Annotated in this window: 21 protein-coding genes and 1 riboswitch; of the genes, 7 read left to right on the forward strand and 14 right to left on the reverse strand. The window is 71.7% G+C overall.

The window, feature by feature from the left end; translation table 11 throughout:
* Nucleotides 1-94: 94 nt before the first annotated feature.
* Both MSA03_RS07005 and MSA03_RS07010 read right to left on the reverse strand, forming a co-directional pair.
* Entirely contained in the window at nucleotides 95-1978 is a 1884-nt protein-coding gene (locus tag MSA03_RS07005) for an ABC transporter ATP-binding protein (RefSeq protein ID WP_147050162.1), read from the reverse strand.
* 85 nt (nucleotides 1979-2063) lie between these two features.
* Nucleotides 2064-2276, reverse strand: a complete 213-nt coding sequence (locus MSA03_RS07010; RefSeq protein WP_028496844.1) for a hypothetical protein — start codon at nucleotides 2274-2276, stop codon at nucleotides 2064-2066.
* A gap of 132 nt (nucleotides 2277-2408) precedes the next feature.
* On the opposite strand from MSA03_RS07010, the gene MSA03_RS07015 reads away from it, so the two are divergent.
* From MSA03_RS07015 to MSA03_RS07025, 3 genes are read left to right on the forward strand one after another with little or no spacing between them, the layout of a single operon-like run.
* Nucleotides 2409-3350 (forward strand): ABC transporter ATP-binding protein, encoded by a 942-nt coding sequence (locus MSA03_RS07015; protein WP_028496843.1) that lies wholly within the window; start codon nucleotides 2409-2411, stop codon nucleotides 3348-3350.
* Complete coding sequence (locus MSA03_RS07020; RefSeq protein WP_147050163.1) at nucleotides 3347-4201, forward strand: ABC transporter permease; 855 nt, start codon at nucleotides 3347-3349, stop codon at nucleotides 4199-4201. Before MSA03_RS07015 ends, MSA03_RS07020 begins: the two co-directional genes overlap by 4 nt.
* Entirely contained in the window at nucleotides 4198-5016 is an 819-nt protein-coding gene (locus tag MSA03_RS07025; RefSeq protein WP_147050164.1) for an ABC transporter permease, read from the forward strand. Before MSA03_RS07020 ends, MSA03_RS07025 begins: the two co-directional genes overlap by 4 nt.
* A 307-nt stretch (nucleotides 5017-5323) precedes the next feature.
* Here MSA03_RS07025 and MSA03_RS07030 read toward each other — a convergent pair whose 3' ends face one another.
* The 7 genes from MSA03_RS07030 to ribD form a co-directional block, all read right to left on the reverse strand.
* Complete coding sequence (locus MSA03_RS07030; RefSeq protein WP_028496840.1) at nucleotides 5324-6763, reverse strand: MFS transporter; 1440 nt, start codon at nucleotides 6761-6763, stop codon at nucleotides 5324-5326.
* Nucleotides 6764-6937: 174 nt separating this feature from the next.
* Nucleotides 6938-7288: a hypothetical protein gene (locus MSA03_RS07035; RefSeq protein WP_028496839.1), complete on the reverse strand. Its 351-nt coding sequence runs from the start codon at nucleotides 7286-7288 to the stop codon at nucleotides 6938-6940.
* A 53-nt stretch (nucleotides 7289-7341) separates the two neighbouring features.
* The gene (locus MSA03_RS07040) at nucleotides 7342-9351 is read right to left on the reverse strand and encodes a TPM domain-containing protein (RefSeq protein WP_147050165.1); all 2010 of its coding nucleotides are present in this window, start codon (nucleotides 9349-9351) and stop codon (nucleotides 7342-7344) included.
* Between the two features lie 53 nt (nucleotides 9352-9404).
* Nucleotides 9405-9878, reverse strand: a complete 474-nt coding sequence (ribH, locus tag MSA03_RS07045; protein ID WP_028496838.1) for a 6,7-dimethyl-8-ribityllumazine synthase — start codon at nucleotides 9876-9878, stop codon at nucleotides 9405-9407.
* Nucleotides 9875-11149, reverse strand: a complete 1275-nt coding sequence (gene ribA, locus MSA03_RS07050; protein ID WP_147050166.1) for a GTP cyclohydrolase II — start codon at nucleotides 11147-11149, stop codon at nucleotides 9875-9877. Before ribA ends, ribH begins: the two co-directional genes overlap by 4 nt.
* Nucleotides 11146-11775 (reverse strand): riboflavin synthase, encoded by a 630-nt coding sequence (locus MSA03_RS07055; RefSeq protein WP_147050167.1) that lies wholly within the window; start codon nucleotides 11773-11775, stop codon nucleotides 11146-11148. Before MSA03_RS07055 ends, ribA begins: the two co-directional genes overlap by 4 nt.
* Nucleotides 11775-12833: a bifunctional diaminohydroxyphosphoribosylaminopyrimidine deaminase/5-amino-6-(5-phosphoribosylamino)uracil reductase RibD gene (gene ribD / locus MSA03_RS07060; protein WP_147050168.1), complete on the reverse strand. Its 1059-nt coding sequence runs from the start codon at nucleotides 12831-12833 to the stop codon at nucleotides 11775-11777. Before ribD ends, MSA03_RS07055 begins: the two co-directional genes overlap by 1 nt.
* Nucleotides 12834-12904: 71 nt before the next feature.
* Nucleotides 12905-13046, reverse strand: a riboswitch (FMN riboswitch).
* A gap of 123 nt (nucleotides 13047-13169) precedes the next feature.
* Between ribD and MSA03_RS07065 the strand changes: the two genes are divergently transcribed.
* Together MSA03_RS07065 and glpK are read left to right on the forward strand one after the other, a co-directional pair.
* Complete coding sequence (locus tag MSA03_RS07065; RefSeq protein ID WP_147050169.1) at nucleotides 13170-14867, forward strand: glycerol-3-phosphate dehydrogenase/oxidase; 1698 nt, start codon at nucleotides 13170-13172, stop codon at nucleotides 14865-14867.
* Nucleotides 14868-14935: 68 nt separating this feature from the next.
* On the forward strand, nucleotides 14936-16474 hold the full coding sequence (gene glpK, locus MSA03_RS07070) for a glycerol kinase GlpK (RefSeq protein ID WP_147050170.1): 1539 nt from the start codon (nucleotides 14936-14938) through the stop codon (nucleotides 16472-16474).
* 22 nt (nucleotides 16475-16496) lie between these two features.
* On the opposite strand, the gene MSA03_RS07075 is transcribed toward glpK, so the two are convergent.
* From MSA03_RS07075 to trpS, 3 genes are all read right to left on the reverse strand, one after another.
* Complete coding sequence (locus MSA03_RS07075) at nucleotides 16497-17360, reverse strand: Fpg/Nei family DNA glycosylase (RefSeq protein ID WP_147050171.1); 864 nt, start codon at nucleotides 17358-17360, stop codon at nucleotides 16497-16499.
* A 33-nt stretch (nucleotides 17361-17393) separates the two neighbouring features.
* Entirely contained in the window at nucleotides 17394-17960 is a 567-nt protein-coding gene (locus tag MSA03_RS07080; RefSeq protein ID WP_147050172.1) for a GNAT family N-acetyltransferase, read from the reverse strand.
* Between the two features lie 181 nt (nucleotides 17961-18141).
* Nucleotides 18142-19146, reverse strand: coding sequence for a tryptophan--tRNA ligase (gene trpS, locus MSA03_RS07085; protein WP_147050173.1), 1005 nt, complete (start codon nucleotides 19144-19146; stop codon nucleotides 18142-18144).
* A gap of 169 nt (nucleotides 19147-19315) precedes the next feature.
* On the opposite strand from trpS, the gene MSA03_RS07090 reads away from it, so the two are divergent.
* Nucleotides 19316-20173, forward strand: a complete 858-nt coding sequence (locus tag MSA03_RS07090) for a pyruvate, water dikinase regulatory protein (RefSeq protein ID WP_036272962.1) — start codon at nucleotides 19316-19318, stop codon at nucleotides 20171-20173.
* A 26-nt stretch (nucleotides 20174-20199) separates the two neighbouring features.
* The gene (gene ppsA, locus MSA03_RS07095; protein WP_147050174.1) at nucleotides 20200-22611 is read left to right on the forward strand and encodes a phosphoenolpyruvate synthase; all 2412 of its coding nucleotides are present in this window, start codon (nucleotides 20200-20202) and stop codon (nucleotides 22609-22611) included.
* Between the two features lie 12 nt (nucleotides 22612-22623).
* Here the strand turns inward: ppsA and MSA03_RS07100 are convergent, their stop codons facing one another.
* Both MSA03_RS07100 and MSA03_RS07105 read right to left on the reverse strand, forming a co-directional pair.
* On the reverse strand, nucleotides 22624-23478 hold the full coding sequence (locus MSA03_RS07100; RefSeq protein ID WP_147050175.1) for an exodeoxyribonuclease III: 855 nt from the start codon (nucleotides 23476-23478) through the stop codon (nucleotides 22624-22626).
* Nucleotides 23479-23509: 31 nt separating this feature from the next.
* Nucleotides 23510-24760, reverse strand: a complete 1251-nt coding sequence (locus MSA03_RS07105) for a YihY/virulence factor BrkB family protein (protein WP_244946353.1) — start codon at nucleotides 24758-24760, stop codon at nucleotides 23510-23512.
* Between the last annotated feature and the right edge of the window lie 25 nt (nucleotides 24761-24785).

Raw genomic sequence — 24785 nt, forward strand, 5'->3', positions numbered from 1 at the left:
AGCCCCCGGGACCCGCCCCCCCCGAGACCCCCGCCCGGAGCCCCGAAAACCCGCGCCCGGAGCCCCCGCAAGCCCGCCCGCCCGCGGGCGCAGCTCAGGCGAGCAGTTGGCGCTGCGCGAGCTCGCGGTACAGGGGCACCGTCGCGACGAGCTCGTCGTGCGTGCCCTGACCGACCACGCGACCGCGGTCCAGGACCACGATGAGGTCGCTGTCGATCACCGTCGACAGGCGGTGCGCGATGACGACGAGCGTGCGGCCGGTGGCGACCGCGTCGATGGCCTCCCGCATCCGCTGCTCGTTGAGGCCGTCCAGGGACGACGTCGACTCGTCCAGCAGCAGGATCGGGGGCGCCGCCAGCAGGGCGCGCGCGATCGCGAGGCGCTGGCGCTCGCCGCCGGAGAGCATCACGCCCGCCTCGCCGACCGGCGCCTCCAGCCCCAGCGGGCTCCGCTCCAGCACGTCGCCGAGATTGACGGCGCGGAGCACCTCTTCGCACTCCGCGTCCGATGCGTGCGGCGAGGCGAGGCGCAGGTTGTCGCCGATCGTTCCGGCGAGGGTCGGCGCATCCTGCTCGACGTACCCGAGCTGCGCGCGCAGCGCGAGGCGGTCGAGGCTCCGGACATCCGCCCCGCCGAGCAGGACGGCGCCGGAGGTCGGGTCGTAGAACCGCTCGATGAGGGCGAGGGTCGTGGACTTCCCGGCGCCGGAGGGTCCGACGAGGGCGACCCGCGCCCCCCGCGGCACCCGGAACGACACGCCCCGCAGCACGTCGCCCTCCCGCACGTCCTCGGCGAGCCCCGAGCGGTCGGCCCGCACTTCGGTCAGGGTCTTCAGCGCCTCCGACTCCGCCGACCGGCGCGCCGACACGACGGCATCCGGGTAGGAGAAGTGCACGTCGCGGAACTCGATCGCCGTCTCGGCGGCGGTGACATCGGGGGCGGATGCCGCGGCCACGACGTCGTCGGCGGTCTCGGTGGGGAGGTCGAGCACCTCCTGGATGCGTCCGAGCGCGCCGAGCGCCTGGTTCACCGACGTGATCGCGCCGAAGAACGACCCGAGCGGTGCGATGAGGAAGAAGAGGAACATGACGAAGGTCACGAGGGCGGCGATCGAGATCGCGCCGGATGCCACGCGGAAACCGCCCACGCCGAGGACGACGAGCAGCGACAGCTGCAGCGCGACGCCGGCGATCGGGACGACGAGCGCCGATGCCTTCGCGACGTTCACGCCGGCGTCGTAGGCGTCGGCCGCGGTCGCGGAGATCGACTCCTGCTCACGGTCGGCGGCACCGGCCGCGCGGATGGTCCGGATCGAGCCGATGGCGCGCTCGACGCCGGAGGCGAGCTCGCCCACCTTCTCCTGCTGCACCTGGGTGGAGCGGCGGATGCGGCCGCTCAGCACTCCCACGACCCCGACCGAGACGCCGACGACCACGAGGATCAGCAGCAGCAGGACCGGATCGATCACGAGCATCGCGATGATCGCGCCGAGGAAGATGAGGGCGTTGCCCACCGAGTCGGCGAGCCCCTGTGTGAGGACGGCGTACAGCAGGGTCGTGTCGGTGCCGACCCGGGAGACGAGGTCGCCGGTGCGGCGCGCGTCGTACTCCTGCACCGGCAGGTGCAGGAGGCGCGCGATGAGGCGGCGGCGGCTGGAGAGCACGACGGCGGTGCCGGTGCGCTGCAGGAGGTAGTGCTGGAAGCCGCTGATGAGGGAGGACACGATCACGAGTGCGACGAGCGCCCAGACGAGGATGCCGAGCGCCTCGCCGGACTGGACGCGCTCGATGAGCTGGCCGACGACGAGCGGCTGCCCGAGTGTCGTGACGGCGGCGAGGATGCTGAGCACGGTGACCAGGACGAGGACGCCCTTGTGCTCGAAGAGGAACGGCAGCAGTTGGCGAAGGCTCGCACGGGGGCCGTCGTCCTTCGCGGGGCGGCGCGGTCCGCGGGTGCGGCGGGCGGTGTCGGAAGACATGACGGGGCGTCCTCGGTTCTGGGGTGGCGATGCGTGGGGGTGGATGCCGGTGGGCGGCGCAGTCCGCGCGGCACGGGCGGTGCTTCTATCTTCGTCCGTACTTCTTGTGCACGGCCTGGCGGGTCACGCCCAGGGCGTCGGCGATCGCGACCCAGGAGTAGCCCTGCCCGCGGGCGCGGCGGACCTGCTCGGCTTCGGCGCGGGCGAGCTCGGCGTGCAGCGCGTGCAGGCGCCGCAGTTCGGGGAGCGGGTCACCGCCCTCGGCGGCGCCGATCGCGGTGCGCAGTTGGTCGCTCACAAGCCCTCCCGAGTGTCGGAGGGATGCCGCGGGTGCGGCATCCGCCGTCAACCATAGTTGACGGTCGCACGCGCTGTCAACCAGGGTTGACGCGCTCGCCGCACTGTCCGCCGCCTTCGCTACTGTGGTCCGGTGCCTGAACCCGTCATCTCCGCCCAGAACCTCGTGAAGGCCTACAAGGTCAAGGGCAAGCCCGACTTCCTCGCCGTGGACGGGCTGTCGTTCGAGGTCGCTCCGGGGGAGTCCTTCGGGCTCCTCGGCCCCAACGGCGCGGGCAAGTCCACGACGATGAAGATGATCGGCGCGGTGTCCACGCGCACGAGCGGCGACCTGTCGATCCTCGGCCTCGACCCCGACCAGTACGGTCCGGAGATCCGGTCGCGCCTGGGCGTCGTCCCCCAGCAGGACAACCTCGACGGCGAGCTCAACGCCCGCGAGAACCTGTACATCTACGGGCGCTACTTCGGCCTGCCGGGCAAGGTCTGCCAGGAGAAGGCCGACGAACTGCTCGCGTTCGCGCAGCTCGAGGACAAGGCCAAGAGCAAGGTCGACCAGCTCTCCGGCGGCATGAAGCGGCGCCTCACGATCGCGCGCGGGCTCATCAACGACCCGCGCATCCTCCTGCTCGACGAACCGACGACCGGCCTCGACCCGCAGGCCCGGCACGTCCTGTGGGATCGTCTGTTCCGTCTCAAGGAGCGCGGCACGACCCTCGTCCTGACGACGCACTACATGGACGAGGCCGAGCAGCTGTGCGACCGCCTCATCGTCGTGGACAAGGGACGCATCATGGCCGAGGGCACCCCGGCCTCCCTCATCCGCGAGCACTCCAGCCGGGAGGTGCTCGAGGTGCGCTTCGGCTCCGACCGCAACGCCCAGGTCGCCGGTCAGCTGGGGGCGGTCGGCGACCGCGTCGAGGTGCTGCCGGACCGCATCCTCATCTACACGGAGAACGGCGAGGCGGCGCTCGAACGCGTCACCGCCGCCGGCCTCACCCCGATCACGAGCCTCGTGCGCCGTTCGAGCCTGGAGGACGTGTTCCTGCGCCTCACCGGAAGGTCGCTGATCGAATGAGCGCGACCTCGACGCACCCGACGCTCGACGAGCTGCGCGCGGAAGCGCTCGAGTGGGGCCGGAAGCCGCGCCGGCGCGGCAGCTGGTACGTGACCGAGCACATGGTGCGCGCGATGCGCGCGTACGGCTGGACGATCATCGTCGGCGCCCTCGGGCAGCCGATCATGTACCTCCTGGGCCTGGCGGTGGGTCTCGCCGCGCTCATCCAGGCGCCGATCGTCGACCACGGGCAGGAGGTCAGCTATCTCGTCTTCGTCGCACCCGCGCTGCTCGTGACGGCCGCGATCGCCGTGGCATCCGAGGAGATGACCTACCCCGTCATGGCGGGCTTCAAGTGGCGCCGCTACTTCTACGGCTTCAACGCGTCACCGCTCGGCAGTCCGCAGATCGCGAACGGCGTGATCGCCGGCGCGGCGGCCCGTATGTTCGTCGCCGTCGCCGCCTACTACCTCTTCATCTGGATCTTCGGCGCGGTGCCCAGCCCCTCGACCGGCTGGATCGCCATCTTCGCCGGTGTCGCCGCAGGACTCGCCTTCGGCATTCCCCTCATGGCATACGCCGGTTCCATCGAGGACGACAAGGGGCAGTTCGCCCTCGTGCAGCGGTTCCTCTTCATGCCGATGTTCCTCTTCTCCGGCACCTTCTACCCGCTCGAGACCCTGCCGGGGTGGCTGCAGTGGATCGGGTGGATCTCGCCGCTGTGGCACGGCGCGCAGATCGGCCGGGTGGCCACGTACGGCGCCGACGTGGATGCCGGCATGCTCACGGTGCACGTCGCCTACCTGCTCGTCCTCTGCGTCGTCGGCTACCTGTGGGGCCGCCGCGTGTTCACCGAAAGGCTCGCGAAATGACCGCCGTCGCCGAGGCGCCGACCCGCCGCGGCGGGGTGCGTGCGCTGTGGGCCGGGAACCCCGGCGCCGTCGTGCAGCGCGGGATCCTCGCCGCCCGCTCGTCGAGCTGGATCGTCGTGCTGTCGGGCTTCTTCGAGCCCGTGTTCTATCTGGCATCCATGGGGATCGGGCTGGGCTCGCTCGTCGGCGACCTGCAGACCTCGCAGGGCGTGGAGGTCAGCTACGCCGCGTTCATCGCCCCGGCGCTGCTGGCGGTCTCGGCCATGAACGGCGCGATCTACGACTCGACCTGGAACGTCTTCTTCAAGCTCAACTACGGCAAGCTCTACGAGGGGATGCTGTCCACCTCGCTCGGACCGCTCGATGTCGCCTTCGGAGAGATCCTCTACGCCCTCCTGCGCGGCCTGCTGTACGCGTCGGGCTTCATGATCATCATGCAGATCCTCGGGCTGAACCTCGCCCCGACGGCGATCCTCGCGATCCCCGCCGTGCTGCTGATCGCGTTCGGCTTCGCGAGCCTCGGGATGGCGGTCACGAGCTACATGAAGACGTTCCAGCAGATGGACTGGATCAACTTCGTGCTCCTGCCGATGTTCCTCTTCTCGGCGACGTTCTACCCGATCACGGTGTACCCGGAGTTCGTGCAGGGGATCGTCATGGCCTTCCCGCTGTGGCACGGCGTGGAGCTCGTCCGGGGGCTCACGACGGGCGTCCTGTCCGGCGACATGCTGTGGCATGTCCTCTACTACGTCGTCATGATCGCGGTGGGCCTCGTCTTCACGACCAAGCGCCTGCGCGTCCTCTTCCTCGACTGACCCCGGCGCGCTCGCGGGTCGGGACGGGGCGGGGCTGCGCGTGCGCGTCGCCGCGGCCCGGGCGGGGGATCTTCGCCCGCGCCGAAGTGCGGGTCCCGAGCGGGCGCACCCACCATTCGGCGCGGGTGAAGGAGCGGCCCCGGTCTGAACCGCGCCGAAGTGCGGGTCCCGAGCGGGCGCACCCGCCATTCGGCGCGGGTGAAGGCCCGGCCCCGGTTTGGCCGCCGCCGAAGTGCGGGTCCCGGCCGGAGGAAAGACGGATGCCGCGAGGCCGGGGCCCCGCGGCATCCGCGCATCGTCACCGGGTTCAGAGCGACGCGGTCTCGCCCAGGCCGATGTTGGTGTCGTAGTCGACGTCCTTGGTCTCCTTCGACAGCACGAGCGCGATGAACGTCAGGACGCTCGCTCCCGTGAGGTAGACCCCGACGAGCCACGGCTGACCATCCGCCGCGGCCCACAGGGCGACGGCCACGATCGGGGCGAGCGCGGCACCGAGGATCGACGACACGTTGTACGCGATCGCCGAGCCGGTGTACCGCACGTTCGTCGGGAAGAGCTCCGGCAGGATGGCGCCCATCGGCCCGAACGTCGCCCCCATGAGCATGAAGCCGAGGATGAGGAACGCCTGCACGAGTGCGCCGGTGAACTTCGGGTCGAGCTGCGGCATGAGGAACACGTTGAACAGCAGACCGAACACGCCGATCCCGGCCGTGACCCACAGCAGCAGCTTGCGACGGCCGATCGCGTCGGCCACCGGGCCGGAGAGCAGCGTGAAGATGCCGAAGAACACGACGCCGATGATCTGCATGATCACGAAGTCGGTGTACCCGAACCCGAGCCCGGGGACGTAGGCCGCCGCATCGAACGGCGTCCCGGCGGCGTCCGCCGCCTCCCGGGCCGTCTCGAGGCCGGCCTTCGTGCCGTAGGAGAGCGTGAAGCTCGTCATGAGGTAGAACAGCACGTAGGTCGCGAGCATGATGAACGTGCCGAGGATCAGCTGCCACCAGTGCCGGCGGATGACCTCGCCGAGCGGGAACTTCCGGATCGCCCCGGACTTCTCCGCCTTCGAGAAGGTCTCGGACTCCACGAGCTTGAGGCGCACCCACAGGCCGATGATGACCATCACGGCCGAGAACAGGAACGGCACGCGCCAGCCCCACGTGAGGAAGGCCTCCGAGCGCTGCGCCGGCCCGTCGGGGTGGGGCAGGGCGAAGTTGATGATCAGGAAGACCGTGTTCGCGATGATGAAGCCGATGGGCGCGCCCAGCTGCGGGAACGTGCCGTACCAGGCACGTTTGCCCGCGGGGGCGTTCTCGGTCGCCACCAGCGCCGCGCCGGACCACTCGCCGCCGAGCGCGAAGCCCTGGAAGAGGCGCAGGACCAGCAGCAGGAGGGCGGCCCACCAGCCGATCTCGTTGTAGGTGGGGAGCAGGCCGATGAGGAAGGTCGCGATGCCCATCGTGAGCAGGGATGCCACGAGGGTCGCCTTGCGGCCGAATTTGTCGCCGAAGTGGCCGAAGATGACCGCACCGATGGGACGGGCGACCATGGCGGCGCCGAAGACGGCGAACGAGGACAGCAGGGCCGTCGTCTCGTCGCCGGTGGGGAAGAAGAGGACGGGGAAGACCAGGACGGCGGCGGTCGCGTAGACGTAGAAGTCGTAGAACTCGATCGTCGTGCCGACGAGGCTCGCCGTGATGACGCGGGAGCGGGGGTTGGCGGGGGCGGTTGTCGTAGCTGCAGACATGCGGGGAGGAGGACCTGTCGGTGGAAGGGGGAAGTCCTCGTGGGACGCACCGGTGGCGGGCGTCCGTGGCAGGGGTGGCGCGGCGGACGCGGCGACGTGGGGACACCGGGGCGTCGGCGTTGTCGCCGGCGCACGAGGGTCGAGTTTACCCCTCGTGCGCGGAAGCGGCCGGGCTCAGCGCCAGAGCACCGCGAGCGCGGCGTTGGTGAAGGTGAGGATGCCGATGAGCCAGAACACGACCGGCGGCACCCCGCCCGCCTTGCGTTCGCGGGCGGCGCCGACACCCAGCAGCGCGCCGATCACGAGCAGGATGACGAGCTTCGTGCCGATCTTGACGTAGTTCAGGTCGTACTCGATGCCCCACGGTGCGGCGAGGGCGAAGCCCGCGACGCCCGCGATGGCGAGACCCCAGTGCATGAGGCGCGTGATGCGATGCTGTCCGACGGCCTCGACGGCCCAGGCGCCGAAGAGCACGGCGAACCCGACGAGGTGGACGAGGACGACGGCGTGCCGCAGGATCTCCATGCCGTCAGTCTAGCTGAAGGTTCGCGCCCGGACGAGGTGCGCCCCGCGGCGGTTCAGAACCGCCGTCCCCCGGACCGCCGGCTCGAGCTGCCCGACCCGCCCGACCGGCGGGAGGAGCTCGACGAGCTGCGGGAGGATGACCGGCTCGACGACGAACTGCGCGACGATGAGCTGCGCCAGCTGCTCCGCGAGGAGCTGCTCCAGCCGCTTCGCGAACCTCCGCCGGACGAGCCCGATCCCCATCCGCTGAACAGGCCGTCCAGGATGCCGCCGGAGAACGCCGCACGTTCGCCGGCGTCGTCGTACGACGGGGGGAGGGGATCGTCGCGTCGCACGTCGTCGCGGGCGATGTCCAGCGCGCGACCGGCTTGCGCCGCCGCCTGCCGGGCGGCGGTCGTGGCCGCGAGCGGGTCGTCCACAGCCGCATGCGCGAGCGCAGCGCCGTACCGGCTCTCCGCCGCGGTGAGGCGGGTGCGGGCGCGCGGTCCGATGATGCCGCGTCTCGTGTCGATGAACCCCCGTGTACGCAGGATCGCCTCCCGCGCGGTGGCGATGGCGCGTTCCCACTCCGCGAGCGCACGGTCCCGATCCGCCGACCGGCCGAGGACCCGGCTCGATACGGCGGTCAGTTCCGCGTCGGCGGCGTCGACGGCCGTGAGGGCGTCAGGCGGCGGCAGTTGCTCCGCGTCGCCGATGGCGCGCTCCGCGGCATCCGCGGCCGCGTCGAGCTCGGCCGCGTCGGCGGTGTCGTCCAGGACGGCCTCCCGGGCCGCAGCGAGGTCGGCCCGCGTGTCGGCGACGGCGGCGGCGAGCCGTACCGCCGCGGCTGACAGCGACTCCGTCAGGCTCACGACCCCCGTGAGGAGTTCGTCGATCTGTCCGAGAGCTTGCTGCGCGCTGCGGATCCGCACGGCCGCGACCCCCGGCTGCCCGTCTCGCAGGCTCTGCTCCGCGCGGCCGAGTTCGACGGCGGCGAACGCGTCGAGGCGGGCGGCCTGTTCGACCGAACCTTCGACGGAGGCCAGGGCGGCGTCTCCGTACCGGGTGCGGATGTCCGCTTCGATGGCGCGGGCCGCCCCGATGCGAGCGGAGACGTCGGGCTGGGCGGCGGCGAGCTCTACGCGCAGCCGCGGTGCCTCCCGCTCGAGTGCGCGCAGGTCGTCGAACGCGTCCGCCTGCGCATCGAGTGCGGCATCCGCCTGCGTGCACAGCGCGATGATCGATTCCAGCAGGGCGCGACGCTCCGCGGGTGTCTCGGCCTCCTCATCGTCGACGAGGCGCATCTGCTCGAACGCCTGCGTGACGAGATCCCGGGCACCGGTCAGGGCGGACTGGAACGGCGCGGTCGCGTCGTCGCCGAACTGGGCGGCGGCGAAGCCCAGCTCCTGCGTGCTGGTGCGCACCGAGTCGTCGAGCTCGACCAGGAGGGCGTCGGCGCGGGAATCCAGCCGGTCGAGCTCCGCCTCGTCGGCACGCGCGGCGCGGCGCGCGCGGGCGGCGCGGATGCCGGCGCGCACGCCGAATCCCGCGAGACCGGCGACGACCACCGCGACGCCGATCAGGAGCAGCCACGGCGGACCCGGGTCGAGCGCCTCGTCGAGGCCGTCCGCGAACGCCACGACCCCGCCGGCCCAGTCGTCGTCGCGCAGGGCGGGGATCAGGGTGTCGTCGATCACGTCGTCGATGCGGTCGTTCGACAGCGGGAAGTCCTCGTCCACGGAGTAGGCGAGCTCGCGGTCGCCGACCGCGACGGCGAGCAGGATGTCGTCCCCGCCGAGGCCGCTGAGCTCCGCGGACCGGTTCGCCCAGGACGGGCCGTCGGAGGGGCCGGTGAACCGGTCGACCACGACCAGGAACAGAGCGGTGCCGTGCGCGTCGAAGAGGGCGTCGGCGGCGTCCTCGATGCGCGTCAGGTCGCTCGCGGACAGCGTCGCGGTGGTGTCGACGAGGTAGGCGCCGTCGAAGTCGACGGGGTCCTCCGCCGGCGCGAGCGCCTGTGCGGCGGCCGGGGCTGCGGTGGTGAGGGTCAGGGCGAGCAGCATCCGGAACCACAGTCTGCGCACGTGGCCGTCCTTCCGTCGGTCTGCTCCCGACCCTATCGAGAAAGAACCCCTGATCAGCCTCGCAGCTCGCGCAGCAGCAGCGCGGTGCGCAGCGCCGCGTCCGCCGCCTCGGCGCCCTTGTCCTCCTTCGAGCCCTCCAGGCCCGCACGGTCGAGGCCCTGCTGCTCGTCATCCAGCGTCAGCACACCGAAGCCGACGGGCTTGCCGGTGTCCAGCGCGACCCGGGTCAGGCCGTCCGTGGCGGCGGCCGAGACGAAGTCGAAGTGCGGCGTTCCGCCGCGGATGATGACGCCGAGGGCGACGACGGCGTCGGCGCCGGCGTCCAGGGCCGTCTTGCTCGCGACCGGCAGCTCGAACGATCCGGGCACGCGCACGAGCCGCCAGGACGCGCCGGACGCGTCGAGCACACGGCGCGCGCCGGCGATGAGCCCGTCGGTGATGACGTCGTGCCACTGGCCGGCCACGACGACGACGTTCACGCCCGTCGCGTCGATGGGCTGCGTCTCGGGGGCGCCGTGTCCGCTCATGCCTTCCGCTCCTCGCTGCGCGCCAGCGCGCTGTCCAGGTCGATCGAGTCGATGATGTGGCCCATCCGGTCGCGCTTGGTGGCCAGGTACTGGTGGTTGTTGGCGCCGACGCCCACGAGCAGCGGCACCTGCTCGACGATGTCCAGTCCGAGCTCGCGCAGCTGGTTGACCTTGTCGCTGTTGTTGGTCAGCAGCCGGATCTTCGAGATGCCGAGGTCGCCGAGGATGCCGGCCGCGGCGGCGTAGTCGCGCGCGTCGGCGGGGAGGCCGAGCGCGAGGTTCGCGTCGACCGTGTCGAGACCCTGCTCCTGGAGGCTGTACGCGCGCAGCTTGTTGATGAGGCCGATGCCGCGTCCCTCGTGGCCGCGCATGTAGATGACGACGCCCCCGTCCTGCTCGATCGCGTCGAGCGCGGCATCCAGCTGCGGGCCGCACTCGCACTTCAGGGAGCCGAACGCCTCGCCGGTCAGGCACTCGGAGTGCACCCGGACGAGCGGCGCGTCGTCGGTGAGTTCTCCGGAGACGATGGCGATGTGGTCGGTCCCGGTGATGCGGTCCTTGTAGGCGAGGAAGCGGAACGCGCCGTGCGAGGTCGGCACCTGGGCCTCGGCGCGCAGGCTGACCCGGCGCTTGTGACCGTGCTCGACGTGCGTGTGCTCGGCGCTCGCGCCGTCGAGGTGCGCGATGAGCTGCTCGATCGTGATGACCGGGATGCCCTCCCGCTCGCCCATCTCGATGAGGCCCGGCAGGCGCATCATGCTGCCGTCCTCGGCGACGACCTCGCCGATCGCGCCGACCGGCTGCAGTCCGGCGAGCTTCATGAGGTCGACGGCCGCTTCGGTGTGGCCCGCGCGCTCGCGCACGCCGCCGTCGACGGCGCGGAGCGGAAGGACGTGGCCGGGGCGGATCACCGAGGTCGGCGTGGACGCCGGGTCGGCGAGCACATTGAGGGTGTGCGAGCGGTCGGCGGCGCTGATGCCGGTCGAGACGCGGTCGGCCGCATCGACGCTCACGGTGTACGCGGTGCCGCGGCTGTCCTCGTTGACCGCGACCATGGGCGGCAGGTCGAGCCGGTCGGCCCAGTCCGCGGGCATCGGCGCGCACAGGAACCCGCTGGACCAGCGGATCGTCCAGGCGAGCCACTCGGGGGTGGCCAGTTCGGCGGAGAGGATGATGTCCCCTTCGTTCTCGCGGTTCTCGTCGTCTGCGACGATCACCGGCTTGCCGGCGCGCAGGGCCTCGAGGGCTTCGGGGATGGTGGAAAGGCTCATCGGGAGCCTCCTTCGGTGAGGGGGGTGAATGCGAGAAGGCGCTGCACGTGCCGCGCCAGGATGTCGGTCTCGAGATTGACGTGGTCGCCGGCGGTGCGCCCGCCGAGGGTCGTGACGTCGAGGGTCTCCGGGATGAGGGACACCTCGAACCAGTGCGCGTCGGCGTCGGCCGGCGAGGTCGCGCTGACGGTGAGGGAGACGCCGTCGACGGTGATGGAGCCCTTGTCGACGACGAGCGGGGCGAGGGATGCCGGCAGGCCGATGCGGAGGACCCGCCACTGCTCGCCGGGACGCACCTCGAGCAGTTCGCCCGTGCCGTCGACGTGGCCCTGCACGATGTGACCGCCGAGGCGACCGTGCGCGGCCATGGCGCGCTCGACGTTGACGGGCGTTCCGGTCGCGACCCCGCCGAGCGTGGACATGTCGAGTGTCTGCTTCATGACGTCGGCGGTGAACCAGTCGGAGCCCTGATCGACGACGGTGAGGCACACGCCGCTGATCGCGATCGAGTCGCCCTGGTGAGCGTCCGAGACGGCGAGCGGGGCGCGCACGGTGACGCGGACCCCGTCCCCGGAGGGCGCGACCGCCGTGACGGTGCCCTGCTCTTCGATGATGCCGGTGAACATCAGGCGGTCTCCTTCGGGTGGGCGACGATCAGCAGGTCGTCGCCGAGTCGTTCGATGGCTGTGACGGTCAGGCGCCGCTGCGCGGTGATCGTGTCGACGCCGAGCACGCGCAGCGCGGGACGGTCGGCGCCGTCCGCCCCCGCGCCGAGCAGGGTGGGGGCGAGGTAGGCGAGGATCTCGTCGGCCAGGCCCGCCCGCAGGAACGCGCTCGCGATCGTGGGTCCGCCTTCGACGAACACGCGGTGCACGCCGGCGTCGCGGAGTTCGGCCATCAGTGACGGACCGTTCTCGCTCTCGCCGCCGAGGTTCTCCCCGTCGCGGTGCAGCAGGGGGCGCGGGTGCCGGCGCACGGCGGCGTCGTCCGGCACGGACCGCGCGCCGAGGATCACGGGCTGCGGCTGGTGCGGGTACAGCGTGCCGTCGGGCCGACGCGCGGTGAGGGCAGGGTCGTCGGCGAGCAGCGTGCCGGTGCCGACGACGATGGCATCCGCCTCGGCGCGGCGCCGATGCACGTCGGCGCGGGCGTCGGGGCCGGTGATCCACTGACTCGTGCCGTCGGCGGCGGCGGCGCGGCCGTCGAGGGACTGCGCCCACTTGACGGTCACGTGCGGGCGACCGAGGCGCTGGACCGTCAGCCAGGAGTCGAGGAGCTGTCGTGACTCGTCGGCGAGGACGCCGGACACGACGTCGACTCCGGCTGCGCGCAGGCGGCCGGCGCCCCCGGCGGACGCCTCGCCCGGGTCATCGAGCGCGTAGACGACGCGCGCGACGCCCGCCTCGATGAGGGCGACCGCGCACGGGCCGGTACGGCCGGTGTGGTTGCAGGGCTCGAGGGTGACGACGGCGGTGGCGCCGCGTGCGCCCCCGGCCGGGAGCTTGGCGAGGGCGTCGACTTCGGCGTGCGCCGTCCCGGCGCCGCGGTGCCAGCCCTCCGCGAGGACCTCGCCGGAGGCCGAGAGAAGGACCGCGCCGACCTGCGGGTTGACCCCGCGGGGTCCCTGGAGGGCGAGGTCGAGCGCGCGGCGCATGGCGCCCTGTTCGCGGTCCGTCGCGCTCATCCTGGTCCTTGCGTTCAGGCTCCGGGGGCGCAGGTGTACGGCGCAGGCCGCCGGGCGTGCGCCGCGGCGTCCTCGTGCTGCCTCCCATCCGGACTAGCGACTCTCGTCGCATCACCGTCGGTCCCGGATTTCCACCGGATCAACCCCTCGCAGGACGAGAGGTTCGCGGACTGTCACCGCCGGTTCGGATTCCCACCGACCCCGGAGCACGTGTTGTTGCTCACGAGCATACTCAACGTGCTGTCCCGGCGTTCATTCCCGTCATGCCCCGTCTTGCCCGCGCGCCGCGTCTCGCCCGGCGACGAGCACGTAGCCTGGAGGAGGGAGGCGCGACTCATGGACACACTCATCTCCGGCCCGGCGCGGCTGCGCGAGCGGCCGTATGCGGACGTGCTGGTCATCGGCGGCGGCATCAACGGTCTGGCCACGTTCCGCGACCTGGCGATGCAGGGCGTCGACGTCGCGCTCGTCGAGCAGGGCGATTTCGTCTCCGGCGCGTCGGCCGCGTCGAGCCACATGATCCACGGCGGCATCCGGTACCTCGAGAACGGCGAGTTCCGGCTCGTCCACGAAGCCGTGACGGAGCGCAACGCGCTGCTGCGGATAGCGCCGCACTACGTGCAGCCGCTGCAGACGACGATCCCCATCTACTCCACGTTCTCCGGCATCCTCTCCGCGCCGCTGCGGTTCCTCCGCCACGGCGCAGGCAAGCCGCGGGAGCGCGGGGCCGCGCTCATCAAGATCGGGCTCGTCATCTACGACTCGTTCTCGCGTGGGGGCGGACGCGTGCCGCGGCACGAGTTCCACGGTCGCAAGCGCTCCCTCGCGCAGCTGCCCCAGCTGAACCCCGCCGTGAAGTACACCGCGACGTACTGGGACGCCTCCCTCCGCGATCCCGAGCGGCTCGCCCTCGACGTGCTGCGCGACGGACTCGCCGCCGGCGGCGAGCGCGCCCGTGCGGCGAACTACACCGCCGCGGTGGACGCCGACGGCGGAAAGGTCGTGCTGCGCGACGAGGCGGGCGAGGATTTCGCCTTCACGGCATCCGTCGTCGTCAACGCGTCCGGCCCGTGGACCGACCTCACCAACCGCGCGCTCGGCGACCCGACCACGTACATGGGCGGGACGAAGGGATCGCACATCGTGCTCGACCACGAGGAGCTCCTCACCGCCACGGGCGGACGAGAGCTGTTCTTCGAGCACTCCGACGGGCGCATCGTGCTGATCTACCCGCTGCACGGTCGGGTGCTCGTGGGCACGACGGACATCGAGCACGACATGGCCGAACCGATCGTGTGCACCGAGGAGGAGGTCGACTACTTCTTCGAGCTCATCGCGCAGGTGTTCCCCACCATCCCGGTGGACCGCTCGCACATCGTCCACCGCTTCGCGGGCGTCCGGCCGCTGCCGGGGCACGGCGACGTCGCACCCGGCTTCGTCTCGCGCGACTACCGCATCGAGGCCACGACGCTGCCCGGACCCGTCGGTGCGACGGTGCTGAGCCTCGTGGGGGGCAAGTGGACGACGTTCCGCGCGTCCGCCGCCCATCTGGCGGACCGGGCGCTCGAGCTGCTCGCGCAGCCGCGCCGGCGCAGCACGAAAGGCGTGCCGATCGGCGGCGGCGCCGGCTACCCGCAGTCCGAGCGCGCGCGCCGGCAGTGGCTCGCCCCGTACGCCGAGACGCTCGGGTTCGAGCGCGCCGCCGCACTCCTCGACCGGTACGGCACGGTCGCGGCCGCGGTGGCGGATGCCATCGCCGCGGACCCGGACGACGCACCGCTGAAGACCGTTCCCGAGTACACCACGGGGGAGCTCCGCCACCTCGCGCGCGCCGAGTGGGTCGTGCACCTCGACGATCTCCTGCTGCGGCGCACGGGCATCGCGTTCCGCGGTGCGGCGACGCCGGAGGCGGCCGCCGAGATCGCCGCCGCCGTGGCGGAGGTGCTCGGCTGGAATGAGGCGACGAGGGACGCCGAGGTCGCGCGGGCGCTGGCATCGGTGCGCGCGGCGGAGCCGGCGACGCTCCGGGACTGACGCGCGGTAGCGTGACAGGGCGACCTGCCCGCAGGTCAGGACTCGACCCGACTCGACGAGGAGGCCGTGTGGCAGACCATGTGATCGCGATCGACCAGGGGACGACGTCGACCCGAGCGATCGTCTTCGATGCGCACGGGTTGCCGGTTGCGACCGCGCAGCGCGAGCACGAGCAGATCTTCCCGCGCGCCGGCCGTGTCGAGCACGACCCCGTCGAGATCTGGACGAACACCCAGTGGGTGCTGGCGCGCGCGCTCAACCAGGCCGGTCTCAACGCCGCCGATGTCGCCGCGATCGGCGTGACGAACCAGCGTGAGACCGCCGTCGTCTGGGACCGCCGCACCGGACGGCCCGTGCACAACGCCATCGTCTGGCAGGACACCCGCACGCAGCCGCGCATCGACGAGCTCATCGCCGCGCACGGCGTCGACGCCTTCGCCGAGCAGACGGGGCTGCCGCTTGCCACCTACTTCTCCGCGTCCAAGGTGGGCTGGATCCTCGACAACGTCGACGGCGCCCGCGCCGCCGCGGAGGCCGGCGATCTCCTGTTCGGCACGACCGACACGTGGGTCGTCTGGAACCTCACGGGCGGCCGGGACGGCGGCATCCACGTCACCGACGTCAGCAACGCGAGCCGCACCCTCCTGATGGACCTGCGGACCCTGGCCTGGTCGGAGGAGCTGCTCGGCGTGTGGGGGATCCCGCGGGCGATGATGCCGGAGATCCGGTCGTCCTCCGAGGTGGTCGGCGAGGTGCAGCTGCCGGGCGTGCTGCGGGGCGTGCCGATCGCCGGCATCCTCGGCGACCAGCAGGCCGCGACGTTCGGGCAGGCCGCGTTCGAGGCCGGGGAGTCGAAGAACACCTACGGGACCGGCAACTTCCTGCTCGTCGGCACCGGCACCGAGATCGTCCGTTCCGGGGCGGGGCTCATCACGACCGTCGCCTACCGGCTCGGCGACGAGCCGGCGCGCTACGCGCTGGAAGGGTCGATCGCCGTCACGGGGTCGCTCGTGCAGTGGCTGCGCGACAACCTCGGGATCATCCGCCGTTCCGAGGAGGTGGAGACCCTCGCGGCGTCGGTGGCCGACAACGGCGGCGCGTACTTCGTGCCGGCGTTCTCCGGCCTGTTCGCGCCGTACTGGCGGCCCGACGCGCGCGGCGCGCTCGTGGGACTCACCCGCTACGTCACGAAGGCGCACATCGCGCGTGCGGCGCTGGAGTCGACGGCGTTCCAGACCCGGGACGTCATCGAGGCCGTCGTCGCCGACACCGGGCAGGGGCTCGCCGAGCTGCGTGTGGACGGCGGGATGACGCGCAACGACGCCCTCATGCAGTTCCAGGCCGACATCCTCGGGCTGCCGGTCGTCCGGCCGGAGATCGTCGAGACGACGGCGCTCGGCGCCGCGTACGCCGCCGGGCTCGCGGTCGGCGTCTGGCCGGGCCTCGACGCGCTGCGCGCCCAGTGGCGGGAGGACGTCCGCTTCGAGCCGCGGATGGCGGAGGAGGAGCGCGAGCGGCGCTACCGGCTGTGGAAGAAGGCGGTGTCGAAGTCGCTCGACTGGGTCGACGACGACGCGCGCATCATGATGGGCACGACCGGGCGCTGAGGCGGCGCCCCCGCGTCCCGGATCACTTCAGCAGGCGCGACAGGCGACGGTCGGCGAGGATCTTGCCGCCGGTCTGGCACGTCGCGCAGTACTCCAGGCTGTTGTCGGCGAAGAACACCGAGCGCACCGTGTCGCCGCACACCGGGCACGTCTCCCCGCGCCGGCCGTGCACCGCCATGCCGCGCCGCTTGGCGTCCTTGAGGTCGGCGGGCGGCTTGCCCGACGCCGTGGCGACGGCATCGGCGACCGTGTCGCGCAGGGCCGCGTACAGGCGGTCGATCTCGGCATCCGTCAGCGTCGCGGCCAGCGCGTACGGCGACATCTTCGCCACGTGCAGGATCTCGTCGGAGTACGCGTTGCCGATGCCGGCGATGATCGACTGGTCGCGCAGCACACCCTTGATCTGCGTGCGGCGGCCGGCCAGCAGCCCGGCGAACACGTCGCGGGTGAACGTCTCGTCGAGCGGATCCGGGCCGAGCCGCGCGATGCCGGGGACATCCTGCGGGTCGCGGGCCGCGTAGACGGCGAGCGACTTCTTCGTGCCGGCCTCGGTGAGGTCGAAGCCGGAGCCGTCGTCGAAGGCGACCCGCAGCGCGATGGGCGTCTTCCCGGGGCGGATGAGGGTGGGGGCCAGCTGGTCGTACCAGCGCAGCCATCCGGCCTTGGCGAGATGGAAGACGAGATGGATGCCGGCATCCGTGGCGAGGTCGATGAACTTGCCGTGCCGCGCGGCGCCCGTGACGGTCGCGCCCTGGAGCGCGTCGATCGGCGGATCGTAGGTCTTCAGGGCGGCGATGTTCGCGACCGAGACCTTCGTGACGGTCAGTCCCGTCACGCGTCCGCCGAGGTAGTCGACGAGACCCTGCACTTCCGGCATCTCGGGCATGCCGTCATCCTGCCACGGCCTGCCGGCCCCGGGTCAGTCCCCGAGGACCTCCCAGGGCTGCGGCTCGCGGTCGTCGCGGGGGAGGAGCCCCGCGATCCACCCGTCGTCGCGGCGCCCGCCGCCGTTTGTCATCCCGGAGCGGAGGAGGCCCTCGTACCGGAAGCCGAGGGCGCGCGCGGCGCGCGCGGACTTCTTGTTGCCGGCGACCGCGCGCCACTCGATGCGCGCGAGGCCGAGGCCCTCGGGGGAGAACCCCCAGTCGATGACGGCGCGGCACGCCTCGGTGAGGATGCCCTTCTTGCGGTAGGCCGGCACGACCCAGTACCCGATCTCGCCGGATCCGCCGCCGAGCCGGTGCAACCCCACCACGCCGGTCAGCGCGCCGTTCAGCCGGATCGCCCAGATCGTCTCCGAGCCGGACTCCCAGCCCTGCGCGCTCTTCGCGACGAACCCGACGGCATGCTCGCGCTCGTACGGCTGGGGGACCGTCGTGTACCGCTGGATGTCGCGGTCCTGGCAGGCGCCGAAGACGGCATCGATGTCCGCGTCGGTGGGCGGGGAGAGTACGAGTCGCGCCGTGGTCAGCGTCACCGGTTCCATCCCGTCACCCTATCGGCGCCGCCGGGGTTCCCCCGCGAGGCGGCGCGGATGCCGGGTGCCGGGGCTTCACTCGCGCCGAACTGCGGGTGTCGGCGGCCCCGACCCGCACGATGGCGCGGGCGAACGCGGGGCGCCGGGTCGCGGCATCCCTGTGCCGCCGGCGACATTCCCCGCGCCCGCCTCACACGCGGCGGAGGAGGCCCATCTTGTCGTACACGTCGGCGAGCGTCGCGTCGGCGACCTCGTCGGCGCGAGCGGCGTTGGCGGCGAGGACGCGGTCGAGCTCGGCGGGGTCGTCGAGCAGTTCGAGGGCCCGCTGCCGCACCGGCCCGAACTCCTCCACGACGACCTCGGCGAGACCCTTCTTGAAGTCGCCGTAGCCCCGACCCGCGTACTCGTCCTCGATCGCCGGGATCTGGCGGCCGGTGAGGGCGGCATAGATGACGAGCAGGTTCGACACGCCGGGCTTGGCCTCGCGGTCGTAGCGCACCGAGCCCTCGGAGTCGGTCACGGCCCGCATGATCTTCTTCGCCGACGCGGCCGGGTCATCCAGCAGCCACAGGACGCCGGCATCCGACTCGGCGGACTTCGACATCTTCGCCGTCGGCATCTGGAGGTCGTAGATGCGGGCGGTGTCCTGCTGGATGACGGGGATCGGCACGCGGAACGCGTCCCCGTAGCGGGCGTTGAACCGCTCCGCGAGGTCGCGGGTCAGCTCGACGTGCTGTTTCTGGTCGTCGCCGACCGGCACGATGTCGGTCTGGTAGAGCAGGATGTCTGCGGCCATGAGCACCGGGTAGGTGAACAGGCCGACGTTCGTCGCGTCGGCGCCGTAGCGCTGCGACTTGTCCTTGAACTGCGTCATCCGCGACGCCTCGCCGAAGCCGGTGATGGTGGAGAGGATCCAGGCGAGCTCGGCGTGCGCGCGCACGTGGGACTGCACGTACAGGGTCGACTTCGACGGTTCGATGCCCGCGGCGATGTACTGCGCGGCGGTGCGGCGGGTCTTCTCGCGCAGCTCCGACGGGTCGTTCGGCTGGGTGAGGGCGTGCAGGTCGACGACCGAGAAGTACGCGTCGTAGGTCTCCTGCAGGTCCCGCCACTGCATGAGCGCCCCGATGTAGTTGCCGATCTGGAGGGAATCGGCGGAGGGCTGCATTCCGGAGTACAGGCGGGGTTTGCTCACCGGACAATCCTACGGGCGCGGATGCCGGCGCCCGCGCCGTCGGGAGGCCCCAGGCCGTCCGGTGGAGGGGGTCCCGGGTTTTGCACGGCGCGAGGACGGCGCGCCCCGACGCCCCGGGAGTACGGTGAGGAGTGCGGCAAGGACTGCCGCACCGAGCGGAAGTCGGACGATGATCGACTCCAGGGCGCCTCTGGGCAGCGGCACGTCGCCGGCTGCTCCACCGCGCCGTGCGGCGTTCTTCGTCTCCGACAGCACCGGCATCACGGCCGAGACGCTCGGCAGCGCGCTGCTGGTGAACTTCCCCGGCATCGCGTTCGACCATCACACGATCCCGTTCGTGGACACCCCGTCGCGCGCCGCCGCCGTCGTCGCCGAGGTCGAGCGGGCCGCCGCGGCCGGGCAGGGCCCGATCATCTTCACGACCGTGAAGCAGGCGTCGCTGCGCGCCCTGCTGGCAGCATCCCCGGCGGTCACGATCGACCTGCTCGCCGGTCACCTCGTCGAACTCGAGCGGGCCCTCGGCACGACGGCGTCCGAACAGCTCGGCCAGTACCACGGCGTCGGCGACCTGGAGAAGTACCACGCGCGCATGCGTGCCGTGGAGTACGCGATCGAGCACGACGACGGGCAGAGCGCCCGCGCCCTCGATCTCGCCGATGTCATCGTCATCGCCCCGAGCCGGTGCGGGAAGACGCCGACGACGATGTACCTGGCGCTGCAGTACGGGCTGCTGGTCGCGAACTACCCGCTCACCGACGACGACTTCCCGACGGAGGGGCTCCCGCGCACCGTCGCGCCGTATGCGGCGCGCTGCTTCGGGCTCACCACGACGCCGCTCCGGCTGAGCCAGGTGCGGCATGAGCGCCGCCCCCGCTCGCAGTATGCGAGCCTCGCCCAGTGCACGCTCGAGCTGCGTCGCGCCGAGGACCTGTACCGGCGCCACCGCATCCCGTTCCTGAATTCCTCGACGAAGAGCGTCGAGGAGATGTCGGCCGTCATCATGCAGACGATGAAGCTGCGGGCGTGACGGTCCTGATTCGAGGAGACAGTGACATGACCAACATCCTGTGGTTCCACGAGATCGGCATGGCCGACCTGCCCCAGGTGGGCGGGAAGAACGCATCGCTCGGCGAGATGGTGTCCGAGCTCGCCGGTACCGGCGTCCGCGTGCCCGGCGGGTTCGCGACGACGGCCGACGCGTACCGCGCGTTCCTGGAGACCGATGACCTCGCCGGCCGCATCCAGGCCGCGGTCGCCACGCTCGACATCGAGGATGTCGCGGAGCTCGCCCGCGTGGGTGCGCAGGTGCGGCAGTGGATCGAGGAGCAGCCGTTCCCGCCGGCGCTGGACCGCGACATCCGGGAGGCGTACGAGCAGCTCATCGCCGCAGACCCCGATCCGGATGCCGTCACCTGGGCGGTCCGCTCCAGCGCGACGGCCGAAGACCTCCCCGACGCCTCGTTCGCCGGGCAGCAGGAGACGTTCCTCAACATCGGCGGCGTCGACAACATCGTGCAGGCGGTGCACCACGTCTTCGCCTCGCTGTACAACGACCGCGCCATCGCCTACCGCGTGCACCACGGCTTCGACCACTTCGACGTCGCCCTCTCCGCCGGCATCCAGCGGATGGTGCGCGCCGACATCGGCGCCTCCGGCGTCATGTTCACGGTCGACACCGAGTCGGGCTTCGACCGGGCCGTGTTCATCACGAGCGCGTACGGGCTCGGCGAAGCCGTGGTGCAGGGGGCCGTCAACCCCGACGAGTTCTACGTCTACAAGCCGAGCCTCCGGGAGGGCCGCCCCGCGATCCTCAAGCGGCAGGTCGGCGAGAAGGCGATCGCGATGCGCTACACCGCGGGGACGGCGGCCGGCTCGTCGACGGAGTTCGTCGACGTGCCGGAGGCGGATCGGGTGCACTTCAGCATCACGGATGCCGAGGTGCACGAGCTCGCCCGGCATGCGCTCGTGATCGAGGAGCACTACGGCCGCGCGATGGACATCGAGTGGGCCCGCGACGGCGTCGACGGCAAGCTGTACATCCTGCAGGCGCGGCCGGAGACGGTCGTGTCGCGGGACGACGGGGCGATCCTCCGCCGCTTCGTGCTGAAGGAGCGGGGCACGGTGCTCGTCACCGGGCGGGCGATCGGCCAGCGGGTCGGCGCCGGCCCCGTGCGGGTGCTGGAGAGCATCGCGCACATGGACCGCTTCCAGCCCGGGGACGTGCTCGTCGCCGACATGACCGACCCCGACTGGGAGCCCATCATGAAGCGGGCCTCCGCGATCGTCACGAACCGCGGCGGACGCACGTGCCACGCCGCGATCATCGCGCGGGAGCTCGGCATCCCTGCCGTCGTCGGCACCGGCTACGCCACCCGCACCCTCCGCGACGGCACCGATGTGACCGTCTCGTGCGCGGAGGGCGACGACGGCTTCGTCTACGACGGGCTCCTGGACGTCTCCGAGGAGGAGACGCACCTGGACGCCATGCCGGAGATCCCGGTCAAGATCATGATGAACGTCGGCACCCCCGACCAGGCGTTCAGCTTCTCGAAGCTGCCGCACCGCGGGGTGGGCCTCGCGCGCCTGGAATTCATCATCAACCGCCAGATCGGCGTGCACCCGCGGGCGCTGCTCGAACGGGACAGCCTGCCGGCGGACGTCCGTGAGGAGGTGGACCGGCTGACGGCCGCCTACGCGAGCCCGCGGGACTACTTCGTGCAGCGGATCGCCGAGGGCGTGTCGATGATCGCCGCCGCCTTCGCGCCGTGGCCCGTCATCGTGCGGATGAGCGACTTCAAGACCAACGAGTACGCGAACCTGCTGGGCGGTGACCGGTACGAGCCGCACGAGGATAACCCGATGATGGGCTGGCGCGGCGCGTCCCGCTACGTCTCGCCGGACTTCCGGGAGTGCTTCGACATGGAATGCGAGGCGCTGCGGTTCGTCCGCGACGAGATGGGCCTGACGAACCTGAAGATCATGATCCCCTTCGTGCGCACGGTCGCCGAGGGCGCCGCCGTCGTGGAGCTGCTCGCCGAGAACGGGCTGCGCCGCGGGGAGAACGGTCTCGAAGTCGTCATGATGTGCGAGGTGCCCTCCAACGCCCTCCTGGCCGACGAGTTCCTCGACGTGTTCGACGGCTTCTCGATCGGCTCCAACGACATGACCCAGCTCGTCCTCGGTCTCGACCGCGACTCCGCGCTCGTCGCGGCGACGTTCGACGAACGCGACGCCGCCGTGCTGCGGGTGCTGGAGATGGCGATCGAGGCGTGCCGGCGCCGCGGGAAGTACATCGGCATCTGCGGGCAGGGGCCGTCGGACCACCCGGACCTCGCGGAGTGGCTCGTGGACCAGCAGATCGAGTCGATGTCGCTGAACCCCGACACGGTTGTGCAGACGTGGCTGCGGATCGCGGCGAAGATCGCGGAGAAGGATGCGACGAAGGAGGTGCAGCCCGCGGGCTGACGGCCGCCCGGTTCAGTCGGCGACGGGCAGGCCGACGGCGTAGTCGGCGACGACGGGGGCGTGATCGCTCCACCGGGTGTCCCACGAGGGGGCACGGACCACGGTGTACCCGGTCACGCGCTCCGCGAGGGCCGGGGAGGCCAGCTGGTAGTCGATGCGCCACCCGGTGTCGTTGTCGAACGCCTTGCCGCGGTTCGACCACCACGTGTACGGGCCGTCGACCTCGCCGTGGAACGTGCGGCCGATGTCGACCCAGCCGAGGCCCGTGCCCTCCGACCCGTCGACCCCCGTCACGGTCTGGCCGGCAGGGCCCAGGAACCGGTCGAAGTACGCGCGCTCGCGCGGCAGGAAGCCGGCCTTCTTGACATTGCCCTTCCAATTGCGGATGTCGAGTTCCCGGTGCCCGACGTTGAGGTCGCCGGTGATGAGCGCGAGGCCGTCGCCGAGCTGCGGCATCCGCGCCTCCATCGCATCCAGGAACGCGTACTTCGCCACCTGCCGCTCGGTGTCGGCCTCGCCCGTGAAGACGTAGGCGCTGACGACGGTCACGGTCTCGCCGTCCACGTCGATGTCCGCCTCGACCCACCGGCCCTTCGAGTCGAGGGTCTCGTCGCCGAGGTCGGTCCGCCAGATCTCCAGCGGTTCGCGCGCCGCGATGGCGACGCCGGCACGTCCCTTCGCGAGCGCCTCGTCGTTGACGAAGTGCCAGCCCGGGAGGGCGGCAGCGAGGTCGGATGCCTCCGCGCGCACCTCCTGCAGCGTGAGGACATCGACGGCGGCGGCCTCCAGCCAGGGCATCATCCCCTTGCGGGCGGCGGCGCGGATGCCGTTGACGTTGACGGTGGCGATGCGGAGCGTGCGGGTCACCGGTCAAGCCTAACCAGCGCGCCCGACACGCTCACTCGAGCAGGGAGCCCCGGCGGCGGGGTGCCGGCGGCGCCGCGGCGACCACGTCGGCGAGCTCGTCGACCGCCTGGCGGACCGCCCGGTCCGCCCGCCAGCGCCGGTACCACGGGGCGGCGGCGCGCGCCTCCTCCGCCGTCCGGAGCCGCACGTGCGCGGCCAGCAGCAGCGCCTCGTGCTCCTCCCGCAGGCGGTCGGCCTCGGATCTCTCCATCAGCGGCACGTTCTCATCCTTGGCGGTGACCGCGATCCACGCCGCGGACACGAGGGTTGCCATGCCCATCACGCGGAACCACACCAGCAGCCCGACGAAGATCGCGAAGGTGGCCAGCAGCGGATTCGACGGGGTGTAGGCGAGCAGGAGGCCCGCCGCGAGCTGCAGCAGCGTGATCGCGATGCCGCCCACGAGCGCGCCGGGCCAGATCGTCCGCCACCGCCGCGACGTGCCGGTGAGGAACCAGAACAGGGCAGCCAGGGCCGCGGCGTTGATGAGGAGCGACACGAGGACCGACAGCACCTGGACGGTCCCGTTGTAGAGGAAGGACCCGGTCCCGAAGCCGAACAGCGCCAGCACGGCGCGCAGGGACCACGTGCCGAGGGCGCTGAGGACCGATCCCACGACGAGCGCGGACCCGAACGCGACGGCGGCGAGGAGGTCCCGCGCCTTCAGGAGGAGGTAGGAGCGGTCGTCGTAGGGGAGGCCGAAGATGTCGCGCACGGCCCGCCGTGCGAAGGTCACGAACCCGATGGCGGTCCAGGCCGCCGCGAGCAGCGCGATGCCACCGGTCACGGCCAGCACCCCCGAATTGCCGCTCGTGATCTGCTCGACCTGCGCGTGCGAGATGAGACCGTCGTCGGCGTCGCCGATGAGCCCCGGGATATAGGAGTTGATGACCTCGATGAGACCCTGGATCGCGGCCGGGCTGCCGCCGAGCCACAGGCCCACGGCGGCGAACGCCACGTAGATGGCGGCGAAGAACGCGAAGAGCGCCTGGTAGCTCACTCCCGCCGACAGGAGGAAGCCGTTGTTCTGCAGGAAGTGCCGCCAGACGCGGATCGGGAACCAGCCCAGGGTGCGCTGCGTGATCTCGGTCGCCCGGTTGATCGGCGCGTCGAACCGCTGCCGCAGCGCGATCTGGTGGGCCTCCCACCGGACCCGGAGACTCTCCTCCTCGGCGCGCGCGGCCTCGGCGACCCGGTGAGGGGCGTGGCGCGACACGGGGTCGCCGGATGCGGGGTCGGGCACGCTCACACCCTAGCCAGCCGGAGCC

The sequence above is a fragment of the Microbacterium saccharophilum genome, from assembly GCF_007992455.1.
In the GTDB taxonomy this organism is placed as follows: Bacteria; Actinomycetota; Actinomycetes; order Actinomycetales; family Microbacteriaceae; genus Microbacterium; species Microbacterium saccharophilum.